Origin of the sequence: Bacillus sp. REN16 (genome assembly GCF_020731355.1) — a bacterium.
Lineage (GTDB): Bacteria > Bacillota > Bacilli > Bacillales > Bacillaceae_L > Ferdinandcohnia.
This window is the reverse complement of the sequence record NZ_JAJFZK010000012.1, coordinates 95,520-111,514: the sequence shown is the minus strand read 5'-3', so window position 1 is coordinate 111,514 and position 15,995 is coordinate 95,520. Positions and strand designations below refer to the sequence as shown.

At 38.8% G+C, this 15,995-nt stretch carries 15 protein-coding genes and 2 riboswitches; of the genes, 11 read left to right on the top strand and 4 right to left on the bottom strand.

Features of this window, described 5'->3' with window-relative positions; genetic code table 11:
* Positions 1–54 precede the first annotated feature (54 nt).
* Positions 55–212, bottom strand: a riboswitch (SAM riboswitch).
* A gap of 90 nt (positions 213–302) precedes the next feature.
* The gene (locus tag LKW28_RS17205) at positions 303–1,091 is read right to left on the bottom strand and encodes a carbon-nitrogen family hydrolase (RefSeq protein ID WP_229141633.1); all 789 of its coding nucleotides are present in this window, start codon (positions 1,089–1,091) and stop codon (positions 303–305) included.
* A gap of 309 nt (positions 1,092–1,400) precedes the next feature.
* Between LKW28_RS17205 and LKW28_RS17200 the strand changes: the two genes are divergently transcribed.
* From LKW28_RS17200 to LKW28_RS17170, 7 genes are all read left to right on the top strand, one after another.
* Complete coding sequence (locus tag LKW28_RS17200) at positions 1,401–2,579, top strand: pyridoxal phosphate-dependent aminotransferase (protein WP_229141631.1); 1,179 nt, start codon at positions 1,401–1,403, stop codon at positions 2,577–2,579.
* Between the two features lie 117 nt (positions 2,580–2,696).
* Positions 2,697–2,803, top strand: a riboswitch (SAM riboswitch).
* Positions 2,804–2,993: 190 nt separating this feature from the next.
* The gene (gene mtnW, locus LKW28_RS17195; protein ID WP_229141630.1) at positions 2,994–4,232 is read left to right on the top strand and encodes a 2,3-diketo-5-methylthiopentyl-1-phosphate enolase; all 1,239 of its coding nucleotides are present in this window, start codon (positions 2,994–2,996) and stop codon (positions 4,230–4,232) included.
* 2 nt (positions 4,233–4,234) lie between these two features.
* Entirely contained in the window at positions 4,235–4,897 is a 663-nt protein-coding gene (locus tag LKW28_RS17190) for a 2-hydroxy-3-keto-5-methylthiopentenyl-1-phosphate phosphatase (protein ID WP_229141629.1), read from the top strand.
* Positions 4,890–5,516 (top strand): methylthioribulose 1-phosphate dehydratase, encoded by a 627-nt coding sequence (locus LKW28_RS17185; RefSeq protein ID WP_229141627.1) that lies wholly within the window; start codon positions 4,890–4,892, stop codon positions 5,514–5,516. Before LKW28_RS17190 ends, LKW28_RS17185 begins: the two co-directional genes overlap by 8 nt.
* Before the next feature lie 31 nt (positions 5,517–5,547).
* Entirely contained in the window at positions 5,548–6,090 is a 543-nt protein-coding gene (locus tag LKW28_RS17180; protein WP_229141625.1) for a 1,2-dihydroxy-3-keto-5-methylthiopentene dioxygenase, read from the top strand.
* 181 nt (positions 6,091–6,271) lie between these two features.
* Positions 6,272–6,901, top strand: a complete 630-nt coding sequence (cbpA, locus tag LKW28_RS17175) for a cyclic di-AMP binding protein CbpA (RefSeq protein WP_229141623.1) — start codon at positions 6,272–6,274, stop codon at positions 6,899–6,901.
* 304 nt (positions 6,902–7,205) lie between these two features.
* The gene (locus LKW28_RS17170; RefSeq protein ID WP_267498046.1) at positions 7,206–7,460 is read left to right on the top strand and encodes an aspartyl-phosphate phosphatase Spo0E family protein; all 255 of its coding nucleotides are present in this window, start codon (positions 7,206–7,208) and stop codon (positions 7,458–7,460) included.
* A gap of 44 nt (positions 7,461–7,504) precedes the next feature.
* Here LKW28_RS17170 and LKW28_RS17165 read toward each other — a convergent pair whose 3' ends face one another.
* On the bottom strand, positions 7,505–8,737 hold the full coding sequence (locus LKW28_RS17165) for an MFS transporter (RefSeq protein ID WP_229141622.1): 1,233 nt from the start codon (positions 8,735–8,737) through the stop codon (positions 7,505–7,507).
* Between the two features lie 223 nt (positions 8,738–8,960).
* On the opposite strand from LKW28_RS17165, the gene LKW28_RS17160 reads away from it, so the two are divergent.
* The 4 genes from LKW28_RS17160 to LKW28_RS17145 all read left to right on the top strand — a co-directional run bounded on the left by LKW28_RS17160 (position 8,961) and on the right by LKW28_RS17145 (position 14,202).
* A complete protein-coding gene (locus LKW28_RS17160) occupies positions 8,961–9,908 on the top strand; it encodes an aldo/keto reductase family protein (protein WP_229141621.1) in 948 nt (315 codons plus the stop codon).
* A gap of 160 nt (positions 9,909–10,068) precedes the next feature.
* Entirely contained in the window at positions 10,069–11,634 is a 1,566-nt protein-coding gene (locus LKW28_RS17155; RefSeq protein ID WP_229141619.1) for a bifunctional metallophosphatase/5'-nucleotidase, read from the top strand.
* 76 nt (positions 11,635–11,710) lie between these two features.
* The gene (locus LKW28_RS17150; RefSeq protein ID WP_229141618.1) at positions 11,711–12,496 is read left to right on the top strand and encodes an ABC transporter ATP-binding protein; all 786 of its coding nucleotides are present in this window, start codon (positions 11,711–11,713) and stop codon (positions 12,494–12,496) included.
* Positions 12,493–14,202 carry a putative ABC transporter permease subunit gene (locus LKW28_RS17145; RefSeq protein WP_229141616.1) on the top strand — a complete coding sequence of 570 codons (1,710 nt, stop codon included), beginning with the start codon at positions 12,493–12,495 and terminating at the stop codon, positions 14,200–14,202. Before LKW28_RS17150 ends, LKW28_RS17145 begins: the two co-directional genes overlap by 4 nt.
* Before the next feature lie 49 nt (positions 14,203–14,251).
* On the opposite strand, the gene motB is transcribed toward LKW28_RS17145, so the two are convergent.
* The gene (gene motB, locus LKW28_RS17140; RefSeq protein WP_229141615.1) at positions 14,252–14,998 is read right to left on the bottom strand and encodes a flagellar motor protein MotB; all 747 of its coding nucleotides are present in this window, start codon (positions 14,996–14,998) and stop codon (positions 14,252–14,254) included.
* Positions 14,991–15,782, bottom strand: coding sequence for a flagellar motor stator protein MotA (motA, locus tag LKW28_RS17135; RefSeq protein ID WP_229141613.1), 792 nt, complete (start codon positions 15,780–15,782; stop codon positions 14,991–14,993). The genes motB and motA overlap by 8 nt, the downstream gene beginning before the upstream one ends.
* Between the last annotated feature and the right edge of the window lie 213 nt (positions 15,783–15,995).

Genomic DNA, 15,995 nt, shown 5'->3' with positions numbered 1-15,995 from the left:
AACTTAAAAAGCCTCTTTCTCATTTGAAAGAGGCTTGAAGACACGGCATCAAACCTCTTATCTGCCAGAAAGATCAATACTTTCTGCTGGAATTAGCACCGTGCCTTGCGGGTTTCCCCGGCGCTAAAAAATAGCGCCCCACCTTACGATGGAATTATGGTCGGTTGCTGGGCTTCATCGGGCCAAGTCCCTCTGCCTGCTCTTGATAAGAGATCAAGTTAAATGTTATTTAAATTTTTAGTTGATACTGATGAGTATGATAACAACGAATACACGTAATTGTCAATCAATTTTTACTTTTTTTATTGATAATAATTTGGGCGACGATCCTGGAAAATTGGAATTTGCTTTCTGACTTCTTGGACCTTGCTTAGGTCGATTTCACCTACTAAAGTTGTGCTTTCAATACCTGCTTCGGCGATGATTGTTCCCCAAGGATCAATAATCATCGAATGACCGCCAAACACATTATCTGGATTGCTTCCAACTGAGTTACATGCAACAACATAGCATTGATTTTCGATTGCACGACTTAAGAGTAATGTGCGCCAATGTTCAATGCGAGGCAGTGGCCATTCAGCTACAACGAATAAAATTTCTGCGCCACTAGTTGTATGTGCGCGAATCCATTCAGGAAAGCGAATGTCGTAGCAGATGACACCAGCAGCAGGAATATTTTCAATCATGAAATCACCTTTTACTTCGCCAGCTTGTAAGTATAAATGCTCATCCATGAGCTGAAATAGATGGAGCTTACTGTATTCACCAATTATTTCTCCGTCTCGGTTAAAGACAAACATTGTATTTGTTACTCCTTGTTCAGTCTTTTTTGCAACAGAGCCAGCTACTATGTTAACAGAATATTGTTTTGCCAAGTTTTTCATAAATGCTTTTGTTTCATTCCCGTTAGCATCGGCTATTTCATCTAATCTTGTTAAGTCATATCCTGTTGTCCAAAGTTCAGGCAGGATAATAATATCGGGCACATCCTGAGCCATTGTTTTTTCAGTTTCTTTGGTAATAAGGTCAAAATTTTCTTGCGGTTTTCCGAATTGAATATCATACTGAATACATGCAATTTTTAGATTCATTTAGAGTCCTCCATGTGAAAGTGATAATTATATCTGTTCAAAAGGAGGATGAAAAGGACCAAGTCGACAAGAACGCCACGTCCTGTGGCATTGTCGACACTAGCACATCCTGTGCGTCGAAAGTTCGAGGCGGCGTAGTTTTGAGTAGCGGAACGTATGCCATTAATACGTGAGCAACGGAAAAACAAGCCAACGAAGAAATTCGATGTGTCATTTTCACCGGACATTTTGAACATCCTATTTACAAGTTAACTCTAACAATATATGATTTTAGACTAGTATTTCAAGTATTTTGAAGAAGGTGTACATATGAAAAATTTCGAACAATCTAAAATTCTGCAAAACTTACCGAAACAATTTTTCGCATCACTTGTTGCAAAGGTTAACAAAGTCGTTGCCGAAGGCCATGATGTCATAAATTTGGGTCAAGGCAATCCAGATCAGCCAACGCCCCAACATATTGTAGAGGCGTTAAAAAATGCTGCTGATCAGCCAAAATTTCATAAATATTCTCCATTTCGGGGTCATGCATTCTTAAAGAAAGCAGCTGCCGAATTTTATCAACGTGAATACGGAGTGGAGCTTGACCCAGAAACCGAAGTCGCTATTCTTTTTGGCGGGAAGGCAGGATTGGTAGAAATACCTCAATGCCTCTTAAATCCAGGCGATGTTGCATTGGTTCCTGATCCCGGTTATCCCGATTATTGGTCTGGTGTTGAACTTGCCCAGGCTGAAATGGCCTATATGCCACTGAAAGAGGAAAATGCCTTTTTACCTGATTACTCGGAAATTGATCCGGTTAAACTTGAAAAAGCAAAGATTATGTTTTTGAATTATCCAAATAACCCGACCGGTGCTGTTGCAACAAAGGAGTTTTTTGAAGAGACGATCTCTTTTGCAAACGAACATGATATTTGTGTAGTTCATGATTTTGCATATGGAGCAATTGGATTTGAAGGCAAAAGACCAATTAGTTTCTTGGAAATAGAGGGCGCAAAGGATATCGGGATTGAAATTTACACACTATCAAAGACATATAATATGGCGGGCTGGAGAGTTGGTTTTGCCGTCGGAAATCCAAGCGTCATTGAAGCCTTAAATCTGATACAAGACCATATGTATGTTAGTTTGTTCAGTCCAGTTCAGGCAGCAGCAGCAGCAGCCTTAACCGAATCACAGGACTGTGTAAAAGAACTAGTGGACAAGTACGAATCAAGACGCAACGCATTTATCGGTGCACTTAAAGACATTGGATGGGATGTCAAGGCACCTGCTGGTTCCTTCTTTGCGTGGTTGCCAGTCCCGGAAGGATACACGTCTGTTAGCTTTGCTGACCACTTACTCGAAGAAGCCCACGTTGCAGTCGCACCTGGAATTGGCTTCGGGGAGTACGGAGATCGTTATGTCCGAGTAGGCTTTTTAACGGATGAAGATAGATTAGTTGAAGCAGCAAACCGTATCAAAAAATTGAATTTGTTCGAAAAATAAAAAACGTTTGACAAGAAAAATAATTCCTGTCATAATCCTAATTAAATTCTGTTTCATAAAAAATTAAATTAAAGGTTGAGCTTTGTATGAGGCCCAACATGTTAAATAAAATCTATTTTCTTATTAAGAGCAGGTGGAGGGACTAGCCCAGTGAAGCCCGGCAACCGACTTACAAATCGTAAGCACGGTGCTAATTCTTGCAGCGCAAAGCTGAGAGATAAGAAGATGTTAGTTTGCTAACCTCTTCTTATGAAGGGGTTTTTTTATTTTATGTCTAGCTCCAGCGCCTAGCCCCTCGAGGTCACAAGCCAATCCATCAAGAAGGTCAAAGGGCAACCTTCTCGCTGTCTTTTCTTGTGCTTGTCGGGGCTGTTCAAGGCGCTTGCGCTTTTCAAATAGAAATGAGGGTTAAACATGAGTGAAGTGATTGCTACATATTTAGTACATGATACCAGTGACAACTTAGGGAAAAAAGCTGAAGGAATCGCACTTGGATTAACAATCGGCTCTTGGACGACTTTACCGAAACTTGAGCAGGTACAACTGAAAAAGCATAAAGGGAAAGTAGTAAGTGTTGAGCCATTGGGTGAGGATGATCGGGCAAGTCGATATCTGGGAAAGCAAGTAAAGAAAGGGTTGATCAAAATTGCCTACCCAAGCGCAAATTTTAGTGCTGATCTACCTGCGATTTTAACAACTGCTTTCGGGAAGCTTTCTCTTGATGGAGAAGTGAAATTGCTAGACTTGGAGTTTTCAGATGAATTAAAAGCAACCTTTCCAGGACCAAAGTTTGGAATTACCGGCATCCGCGAAAAACTAGGAGTGTTTGACAGACCGCTAGTGATGAGTATTTTTAAAGGGGTAATCGGAAGAGACTTTGAGTATCTTAAGGAACAGCTTCGTGAGCAGGCGCTGGGTGGTGTCAATATCATCAAGGATGATGAAATCCTTTTTGAGAACCCTTTAACTCCTTTTGAAACGAGAATTACAGAGGGTAAAAAAGTATTGAAGCAAGTTTACACTGAAACTGGTCATCGTGCCCTTTATGCTGTGAACTTAACCGGCAGAATCTTCGATTTAAGGGAAAAGGCAAAGAAGGCTGTAGAGCTTGGTGCTGACCTGTTATTGTTTAATGTATTTGCATATGGTCTTGATGTTCTTCAAAGCCTTGCAGAGGATCCGGAAATATCAATTCCATTAATGGCTCATCCAGCCGTAAGTGGTACGCTCACACCATCCGAATTTTATGGGTTCTCAAATCAATTACTGCTTGGCAAATTACTGAGGTATGCTGGTGCAGACCTTGTCCTATTCCCTTCACCATATGGCAGTGTGGCTCTTGAAAGAGAACAAACCCTGGCGATTGCAGCAGAATTAACAAAAACTGATGAATCCTTTAAGCCTTCATTTCCAGTACCATCTGCTGGCATTCATCCTGGCTTAGTGCCACTTCTTATTAATGATTTTGGGAAAGACAGTGTGATTAATGCTGGTGGTGGCGTACATGGACATCCAGACGGTGCCATTGGTGGTGGAAAAGCGTTTCAGACGGCAGTCGAAGCCGTACTTGCTGGAAGTACACTTGTTGAATTTGCGCAAAATAGCCCAGAGCTAAAGCAGGCAATTGATTTATGGGGATATAAAGAGGTATAACAATGAACAAACCAATAATCTTCTGTGATTTTGATGGCACAATCACAAATACCGACAACATTATAGCCATTATGAAAAAGTTCGCCCCAGCAGGATGGGAGAAAATTAAGGATCAAGTGCTTTCGCAGGAAATCCCGATACAAGAGGGTGTGGGTAAAATGTTTTCCCTTTTGCCTTCAGACTGGAAGGGAGATATTACCGATTACATCGTGAAACACGCTGAAATTCGAGAAGGATTTAAGGAATTTGTGGCATTTACGAAAGAACAAGGAATTCCTTTATACATCGTCAGTGGGGGGATTGACTTTTTTGTTGAGCCATTGCTGGAAGGTCTCATTGCTAAGGAACAAATTTACTGCAACCAATCTGATTTTTCGAATGAAAGAATTGAAATTCTATGGCCACATACCTGTGACGCCAAGTGCACAAATGAATGTGGCTGCTGTAAGCCGAGCTTGATCCGTAAGCTTTCAAATCAAGATGATTTTAAAATCGTGATTGGCGATTCAATTACTGATCTTCAAGCTGCAAAGCTTGCGGATAAGGTATTTGCTAGGGATTTCTTAATTGAAAAATGTGAAGAATTGGGGATTGAACATTCTCCATTCTATTCTTTCTTTGATGTAATTGGGATTTTGAAAAAGGAGATTGTGGCCCATGCTTAAGATTAAACAATGGACAGAGCTTGCAGATATAAAGGATGAACTTGCAAGTCGTGATTGGTTCATGGGGACCAGTGGAAATTTGGCAATCAAGGTATCCGACCATCCGACAACCTTCCTGGTAACAGCAAGTGGCAAGGATAAGAAAAAACGAACGGATGAGGATTTCTTATTAGTGGATGGAGCGGGATACCCAGTTACTCCTACTCATTTAAAGCCTTCGGCAGAAACCCTTTTACATGTTGAAATTTATAACAAAACAAATGCGGGCTGCAGTCTCCATGTCCATACTGTTGATAACAATGTTATTTCGGAGGTCTATGCCGATAGGGGAGAGGTTGTTTTTAAAGGTCAGGAAATTATTAAGGCCCTTGGATTATGGGATGAAGATGCAGAAGTGCGAATTCCAATTATCAAAAATGATGCTGATATTCCGACACTTGCTCGAAATTTTAGTGAGCATGTTACCAGTGACTTTGGTGCAGTCTTAATTCGAAATCACGGTATCACAGTTTGGGCTAAAAATGCATTTGAGGCAAAAAAACATCTTGAGGCATACGAATTCCTTTTTAGCTATCATTTGAAACTATTAGCATTAAACCCCTTAATAGCAAGGGTTTAAATAGAATAAAAATAAAATAGAGGTGTTGAAAATGGCAAATATTAAATTACGTAACACAGGTGAAAGATTAGAAGGTCAAGAAAAGGTTGCCGCATTCTTGCAGGATCAAGGTGTCCTTTATGAGCATTGGGATACTAGCAAACTACCAGCCGAATTAAAAGGGAACTGCAAAATCAATGATGAACAAAAAGAACAAATCCTTTCCATTTATGAAAATGAAATCAAATCTCTTGGTGAACGTAATGGATATCAAAACTGGGACGTAATCGCATTATCAGATGCAACTCCAAATTTGGATGAACTTTTAAAAAAATTTGAACAAGTACATGTTCACACAGAGGATGAAGTTCGTGCAATCGTAGCCGGACACGGAATTTTTATCATAAAAGGCAGCGGTGACACTGGTTACTTTGATGTTGAACTAGAAGCTGGCGATGTTATTTCTGTACCTGTTGAGACTCCTCACTTCTTCACTCTTATGGATGATCGTGAAGTGGTCGCAGTACGATTATTTATTGATCCAGATGGTTGGGTGGCACATCCAATCCAAGACCCAGAATTCGCACAAAACTAAGGAAAAAGAGAGACTCTATGGAGCATTTTCATGGTGTCTCTTTTTTTATCTAAATAGTAAGAAAATTCTTTACTTTCCTTGGAGGATATGTTACATTTTTGTTCATTGGAATACTCACTTTTTAATGCATATAATAAAGGTGATTACGTTTTTCTTCTATATAAATTGAGGAGTGGAGAAAATGAAAATTCGTTATAATTTTGTCCAAAAATCAGATGTAAAATATTGTGATAACAAATTTACAATTCAACAAGCCCTTCAACTTTTAAATGAATCTGGATTTCGTTCAGTGCCGGTATTGTCGGAAAATGGTACAGCATTTGAAGGATTAATATATAAAGTGGACATTTTAGAGTACTTATATGAAAAAAATGGGGAAGCAAATGCGAATATATCTGCACTTGTTGAAAGCAAGGATGCGTTTGTTTACGAGGAGGATTCCTTTTTTAAGACGTTCTTAACGATTCGCCGCCTACCATTTATTGCAGTGCTGAATGCGGAAAACGAGTTTCAGGGGATCATTACACATGCAAATGTAATGGATGTTCTTGAGGATTCGTTTGGTATGAAAACAGGAGGATATACATTAACAATCGCCACAATCGAGCATAAAGGAGCGATCAAAGAGCTTGTTACGCTTATACGGGATATTAATATAGACGGCATGCTTACGCTAGATAATGGTGAAAAGTATCTCCGCCGAATTATTTTAAATCTACCAGGATCATTAAGTGAAGATAAGATTCAAGAGGTTAAACAAAAACTAGAAGCAAAGGAATTTCGCGTTACACATATCGACCGAATTAAATAAGAAGATGTTTAGGACTATGGGTGTAATACCCATAGGTTTTTTTATGAAAAAAATATGTCGGTTCCTGTATATTTTAAGTGTCGAAAAAACATGAAATGCGGAATGGAAGCGATTTAGTACACAATTTTGTAAATTTTTTAAAGAAAAAAATGTCTATTTTTGCGAATCTATTTACATAAATAGTAGATTTTGTAATAATTCATAGAGTAGCAACTAGGAATGCACCAAAGGTAGTATTGGTTGGCATACGATAGTTGTATGCGGCGTTAGAATCTTCTAACGTGTGAATAAAGGAGTGGAAGTTTTGGAAACCAGATGTATAGATTACAAACAGATACTATTAGAGGAAATTGATAGAAAAAGAGAAGAAATGATCATAATCGCTAATAGTACGGGGTTTACAAGTAATGAAACAATTGAATGCAGTCAAGAACTTGATGAACTTATAAATATCTATCAACGAGCAGAAGCAGCAGAACGAAACCATTCACTTTTTCGTCAGTTTTTAAAGAGAGTCATGTTATTTTTCGCACTTCAAAAAGTCAGCTTCAAATCATAAATACAAACCAAAAGGACGCTCGGGGAGCGTCCTTTGCAAACGAATTAAGCATTATTCCATTCATTTAATTTTTTATCGGTTGGCAATAAGAAGGCCATGAATCCGAGCAGAGGGAGGAAGGCCATCATGATGATGGTTGGTGTTAATCCGATTGCATCAATGATAGAGCCAATCGCAACGCCACCGATCGCTCCCATACCAAAGGCAAGACCTACAATTAATCCAGACACCATTCCGATCTTTCCTGGCATTAATTCTTGTGCATACACGACGGATACAGAGAAGCTTGATAACAGAATAAATCCGATCACTGTCACTAGCACAATCGCAACATGTGGCCCGACATACGGCAGAATCAGAGCTAATGGTGCTGTGCCCAATAAAGAGGCGATAATGACGTTTCGTTTTCCAAACTTATCAGCCAGTGGTCCGCCAAAGAAGGTTCCCAGTGCACCAGTTGCTAAGAATAGGAAAATATAAATCTGCGCTTGTGAAATGGTATATCCATACTTTTCGATGACATAAAATGAGTAAAAGTTAGTGATGCTTGACATATACCACGTACGTGCAAAAACAAAAAGTACAAGTACCACTAATGCTAGTTTAATAGCTTTCGTGTTTCGCGGTACTGTTGATATTGCTTTCTTTACCTTCTTTTGTATCTCAATTGTTTTAAGAGTCCGAGCATACCAGCCTGCGATATACACTAGTAAACCAACAGCGAGTGCTGCAACTAACGAAAACCAAATTGCCCCAAATTGTCCAAGTGGTACGAGGATCAATGCGGTAATGACAGGTGCAAGCGCCTGCCCGGAGTTTCCGCCAACCTGATAAATGGATTGTGCCAATCCGCGTCGATCACCGGCTGCCATGTAGGCAACGCGGGAGCCCTCAGGATGGAACACGGCAGATCCGACACCAATAAATAGGACAGACAGAATAATAGTTGAAAAGTTAGGAGCTAATGCCAATCCAATTACACCAAAAAAGGTGGAGGTCAACCCAATTGGTAAAGCATATGGCATTGGTTTTTTATCTGTATACCAGCCTACTACTGGTTGCGCAACAGATGCTACAATCTGCAAGGCGAAGGAAATTAATCCAAGTTGTGTAAATGACAATCCCATGGAACGTTCTAAAATTGGAAACATTGCCGGGATGATGGCTTGGATGGAGTCATTAAGCATGTGACAAAATCCAATTATAAATAAGATTCCATATATTGTTTTATTCGTATCTGGTTCTGGACGAGCAGCTTGTGTTTTTACCGCGAGCATTTTTATTTTATTCCCCTTTGCTGACTTTCCTCTTGATCATTTTAATCCTTTCCTCTATGAAAAACCTTTTTTCCATTTTTGTAAAGCAAAAGTTCAAAATAAAATAAGGAAAATCAAGGCAGGTTAACACATCACGAATTTTCCTACATTCACTTTACCTTGTTTGAAATTTCTGATAAGTTTAATGGTAAGACTGTAATCGCAAGTAAGGAGGATGATAAGAGTGAAATACAGAAAATTAGGTCGTTCAGGGCTTAAGGTTAGTGAAATTAGTTTGGGAAGTTGGCTTACTTTTGGTAAAACGGTAGATGAAAAAATGGCAGCGAAAACCGTTCATAAAGCGTATGAACTTGGTATAAATTTTTTTGATTCTGCTAATGTGTATGAGCGGGGAGAAGCGGAACGAATATTAGCAAGTGCGTTAAAAGAATACCCACGGGAATCCTATTGTATAACAACAAAGGCATTTGGAGTAATGGGGGATGGACCCAACGATAGGGGATTGTCTAGAAAGCATGTCATCGAGCAAGTACATGCAAGTTTAAAACGTATGGATTTAGATTATGTGGATGTGTTTTATTGTCATCGTTATGACGAGGATACTCCTTTGGATGAGACACTGCGCGCAATTGACGATTTAATTCGACAAGGAAAAATTTTATATGTAGGTGTAAGCGAGTGGAGTGCAGCTCAAATTCAAGAAGCGATTGGGATTGCTGATAAATATTTATTAGATCGAATAATTGTCAATCAGCCTCAATATAATATGCTTCATCGCGATATAGAGGATGAAATTATCCCGGTCTGTGAAAAAAATGGAATTTCACAGGTAGTTTATTCTCCGCTTGCCCAAGGTGTATTGACAGGAAAATATAGAGGTGGCACAATTCCTTCTGGAAGCAGGGGCGCAAACTCTCAGGTGAATACATGGGTGAAAAACATCATTGATGGAATTGTATCAGCGAAGTTAGACCGGCTTGAGGAATTTTCAAATGAATTAGGCGTTTCTTTACCTGAATTAGCCCTTTCATGGATTTTAAGACAGCATAATATTGCAAGTACTCTTGTTGGTGCAACAAATCCGGAACAAATTGAGTCAAATGCGAGAGGCTCGGAGCTTGTTCTGGGATTTGACGAAATTAAAAGGATTGAAGCTATCTTAACCGTGTAAATTGTAAAATAGCCGAATCCACTGACATGAAAAATAGGTAATCAGCACTTCTTTTAACTGGGAAGTGCTTTTTTATGTAAAAGATTACAATTTCGTTCTCTCCTAAATTCGTTAATTTGTGTATACTAAAAATTGATCCTATATAAATGAGGTAACAAAGATGAAATCTCTTACAATTACAGTTCTTGAAACAAGTGATGTTCACGGTAATATTTTTCCGATTAATTATGGGAACAATGAGGCTGTTGGACTAGGACTTGCTAAAATTGCAACGGTCATTAAAGAGGAGAGAAGAAAAAATAGGAACACAATCGTTGTAGATAATGGAGACTTAATCCAAGGAACGCCATTTACATATCACTATGTACGTTCCAATCGTCATAAGCCCAATCCAATGATTACATTATTAAATGATTTAAATTACGATGCTGCAGTAATTGGAAATCATGAATTCAATTATGGAATGGAAGTATTACAACAAGCGATATATGAATCTAATTTTCCGTGGCTTTCTGCAAATATTTTAGATGAAGATGGGGAGCCTTTTATTGGTAAACCATATACCATTATTGAGCTTGAGGATGGAATAAAGGCTGCGATTCTAGGTGTAACTACTCACTATATCCCAAACTGGGAGAATCCTGAACATATTAAAGGATTAACATTTGATGATGCATTTGAATCAACAAAAAAATGGGTGGAAAAAATTCATAATCAGGAAAATCCGGATGTAATGATTGTTTCCTACCATGGTGGGTTTGAAGCAAATCTTGAGACAGGCGAACCTACTGAAAAGCAGACAGGGGAAAACCAGGGGTACCGGATTGTTAAGGAAATTGAAGGTATTGATCTGTTATTAACCGGCCACCAACACCGGTCACTTTCAGGAAAAATAAACGGTGTGCCTATCGTGCAGCCGAGTTTCAATGGCCAAGCAATTGGAAAAGTCAGTTTTACACTAACAAAAAATAATGGCAGGTGGGCCATTTCCGATTCAAAGCCTGAACTTATTTTAGTTGATGAGCTCGAAACGGATGAAAGCTCCCTTCAATTAGTATATGATTACGAATCTGATGCACAAGATTGGTTGGATCAACCAATCGGTCAGGTAAAGGGTAATATGACAATTGATGATCCGTTAAAAGCACGTCTTAAAGACAATGCGCTTGTTGAATTTATAAATAAAGTGCAACTGGATGTTGCGAAGGTATCTATTTCAGCCACAGCTTTTTTCAACAATGTCACAAAGGGGTTTCCTTCAAATATTACAATGAGAGACATCGTATCTAATTATATTTATCCAAACACGCTAAAGGTCATCCGTATTTGTGGGAAGGACTTGAAGGAGGCACTTGAAAGAAGTGCAAGCTATTTTATGGTTGAAAATGGTGAAGTTATCGTAAATCCTTCTTTCACAACACCAAAGCCGCAGCATTACAATTATGATATGTGGGAAGGAATTGACTATATTTTCGATATTTCAAAGCCAATTGGAAAGCGTGTTGTAGAGTTAACCTTTAAAGGTGAACCCATTCAACCAGATGGTCAGTATGATGTGGTCATGAATAACTACCGAGCAGGTGGCGGCGGGGAATATATCATGTTCAAGGATAAGCCAATTATTAAGGATATCCCCCTTGATATGTCGGAGTTGATTGCAAATTACATCCTTGAAAGAGGAACAATTGAAGCCACGGTTGATGAAAATTGGAAGGTGATTTGGTAATTTTCTTGAAACTTTTCCATACAAGAATCGTAAATAAAAACATATAGCAAAAATGGACGGGCGAGGGGATATCAATATGCAAGCTATTAAAATAACAAATCTATCGAAAAGTTACGGTAGTTATCAAGCCGTAAAAAATCTAAATTTAACTGTACAACAAGGAGAGTTATTTGCTTTTCTTGGTCCAAATGGTGCGGGAAAAACGACGACAATAAAAATGATGACAGGCCTATTGGAACCAACAAATGGTTCAATCGAAATTGGCGGTATTAATGTATGGAATTCTCCAATCGAAGCAAAAAAGAAAATTGCCTATGTTCCCGATCAACCAAATCTTTATCCAAAATTAACGGGTTGGGAGTTCCTCCAATTTGTAGCCTCGGTCTTTCAAATCCAAAAGGATGATTTTAAAAAGAAAGCAGAGGAACTATTACAAATGTATGGCTTAACAGATCGAGCAGAAGAATTAATTGAAGGATATTCACATGGCATGAAACAAAAAATTGCCTTATGTGGGGCGTTAATCCATGATCCCGATGTTCTATTTCTTGATGAACCGACTGTTGGTCTCGATCCAAAGAGTGCAAGAACGTTAAAAAATCATTTGCGTCAAATTTGTAATCAGGGGACAACTGTTTTCCTAACGACCCATATCCTTGAGATTGCTGAGCAAATGTGTGATCGTGTCGGAATTATTCGGGATGGAGATGTCATTGCTCTTGGAACAATCAAAGAATTGAGAGAGCATGAGGGTAGAAGTGATGCAAGCCTTGAAGATATTTTCCTTGAATTAACAGGTGATGAGGATGCAAAGGCATTCATTCAGGAGCTTTCAAAAGAGGAGCAAGGTGAGTTGAAATGACGAAGAAATTACTACATGTTCAATGGAGAATGTTTATTAATTCAATTCGTTCAAAGGGCGCAAAAGGATATGGTGGTTTGGCGCTTTCAGTGCTTGTCGTGGGTTTTTTTGTTGCGTTGCTTTCGAAGATGGCTTGGGAAGTTTCCGATTTTATAAAACCTAATGTAATCGAGGGAATTTTCCCATATATCATACTCATGTCTATTTCGATGATTTTATTAATGGGGATTCCACAAATATTTAAAAGTCTTTACTCGGAAAGTGATCTTTCCTTTTTATTCACTTTGCCTATTCAAACTCGCAGCATCTTTTGGGTGAAATATATCCAAAGCTTTGTAGGGGTCCCGCTTATTGTATTTATGTTAGCTTTCATACCACTGTTGACATACGGTATTCATGCAGGTGTGGGCTTTTTATATTACCCGGTTTTATTCCTTGTTCTTTTTGTAAATATGGTTATTGGTTTATCCCTAGCTTATTTATTTAACCTAGGTTTAATTCAAATTATACCGGCAAGTCGTGCAAATGAACTTATGACGGTTATGAGTGCACTTTCTGGATTATTTATCTATGTTTTATTTCAAATTCCTAATTTCTTTTATGATGAACCCATTGGAAAAGAGACGATCACACAATTGCCTGCATTTCCAAAATGGCTACCATTCAGCTGGGGCGGGGATGCGGTTGCATCAGCAACAATAAGTTCAGCGGGACTTTTATTACCATTGGTTTTATTTATCCTTGTTGCTGCACTTCTTGCTCTTTTTTCTTCAGCTTTAGTAGAAAAAGGCTTTCGAACAGGGTGGATCCGTCTAAGTGAAGGCGGTAAAAAGAAAAAGGTTAAGGGGGAAAGAGGTGCTTCACTTTCCCATCCAGTCATTGCGGTTGGTATAAAGGAATGGAAAACAATTAAACGTGACCTTCGGGAATGGATGGTCTTCATGCCGATTGGCTTCTTTGCGATATTCGGTATTTTTGGTTTTTTAAGTAGTGGTGTAAATATTGCAGATTTAAGAGAGTACAGCGATATTACTTGGATGGTTACACAAGGAATCTTTTTGTTTATCTATGCAATGTTTAATGGCTCCATGTCTGCAGCAGCAATTGCGAGGGAAGGGAAATCTCTTTCAATTTTGCGGATGCTCCCACTAAAAGGCTCGCAAATTGCACTTGGGAAGCTATGGATCAGCTGGCTACTGCCATGGATTATACTCTCGATTATTGAAATTGCGATTGGGATTTTACTTAATTGGTCAATTTTTTATTCTTTTATTGGTGTCATTATCAATGCAGTTGTATCGATTGGGATTAGCGGTATTGGGATTTGGATTGGGACATTTGGGGCGAAATATAATCCAGCCAATCCCCAAAATCGAATAAAATTTGTACCAGGGCTATTGCTTATGATTCTGTCATATATTTATTTGTTTATTTCTGTTATCCCATTTGGAATTCTCGTCATCCCCACTGAGGTGAGTGATTTTCTCCCAGAGGCAGGCGGTTTTTTTGGATTTATCCTTAAAATTGTATCCTTTTTACTAGAAATGAAATCGAACTCGCCGGCACTTACGTTGATTGTAGCCGTCTTCTTTGTATCACTAATTTCGATTGGGACTGCTGTAGCTACAATCGCTCTTAGTGCAGGAAAACTGGACCGCGGAGTGAAAATCGAAATGGTGCAGGAAGGTGCACGAAAGTTACGTTAATCAAATCTGAAAATGAGAAGGACATTCGAATATGAATGTCCTTCATCAATTATTTTGGCTGTTCGACATTCGGCTGGATTAAAATTTCAACACGTCGATTAAGTTTTCTTCCTTCAGCTGTTTCATTTGTTGCAACTGGCTCATACTCACCAATTCCACGTGCACTAAAAAGTCGAGGGTCTAGGTTTTTGTTTTCTAATAAAACACTCATAAAATTTACCGCGCGCATGACACTTAAATGCCAATTACTTTTAAATTCATGATTATTCATAGGAACAGTATCGGTATGCCCACTAACAATGATATTGCGGGGTGGGTTCATCACCAATAGCTCAGAAATTTCACGAGCTAACTTAACATCCTCTGGTCTTACATCTGCGCTTCCAGGATTAAAGAAAGCTCCGTCCTGAATCGTAACGAGTAACCCTTCATCTTCTAAACGGGTTTTAAGGCTTAAATCTAACCCATTATCAGCGATGTAGCCATTGATCTTTTTTTGTAATTCCTGCAGCTCTTCTCTCTCTTGTTTTTCTTTTTCCTTGTCTTTGTCCTTAACAGGTGTAATTGTCTTGATTTCAACCGGCTCCGGACTCTCGTATTCGAGAAAGGAGGTCCCACCTGTAAAGATACTATTAAAAGAGCTTTTGAGCGAATTAAACTTCTGAGCATCCACATTACTTGCAGCAAACAATACAATAAATAGAGCAAGCAATAGTGTTAAAATATCGGCATATGGCACCAACCATGATTCATCCATATGCTCATCATGTTTTATCTTTCGTTTTTTTCTAGCCATCTATCATTTCACCTTCAGTCAGAACCTTCCCGTGGTCTTTTTTAGATAGATACATTGAAAGCTTTTGTTCGATTGCTCTTGGTGATTGACCTTCAAGAACAGATAATACACCTTCAATCATGACTTCCTTGATTTTAATTTCTTGTTTTGATTTTTGTTTTAATTTATTTGCAAATGGATGCCATAACACGTATCCGGTGAAAATCCCCAACATTGTCGCTATGAATGCGGCGGAAATTGCTTTCCCTAGTTCATCCGTATTATCCATATGACTTAAAGCTGCGATAAGCCCGACAACAGCACCCAATACCCCTAGGGTTGGCGCATATGTTCCGGCTTGAGAAAAAATGGAAGCCCCGGATAAATGACGTTCTTCCATTGCGTCAATTTCTTCAGACATTACATCGCGAATAAATTCAGCACTTTGGCCATCGACTGCCATACTTAATCCGTTTTTCAAGAATGAATCTTCGACTTCAGCTACTTTTACTTCGAGTGCTAAGAGCCCTTCCTTACGGGCAACAGTGGCCCAGTCCGAGAACATGGGAATCAGTTCTTCAACAGTTAACATCTTTTTTTCTTTAAAAAGCACCCCGAATAACTGTGGCACCCTTTTTAATTCACTGGTTGGAAATGCAATTGTAACGGCGGCAATGGTTCCCAAAATAATGATTAAAAAGGCAGCGGGATTGAGTAGGGCGGAAAAAGAAACTCCTTTTAAAACCATACCTACGAAGACAGCTATAAAACCGAGTATGACACCTATTAATGACGATTTATCCAAATTGTATCACCTATACTTTCATACGTTGTTATGAGATTAGTGTTAAGAGACGCAAATATTTGTTGAATGATGCAAATTCACGAAAAATGACGCAAATATATGGTCGTAGACGCAAATCCGTGTGAAACGACGCAAATATTTGTTAATTGACGCAAATATCACATCGCAGACACAAATAAACATAATATATTTCGAAACTAACATTCTACTATT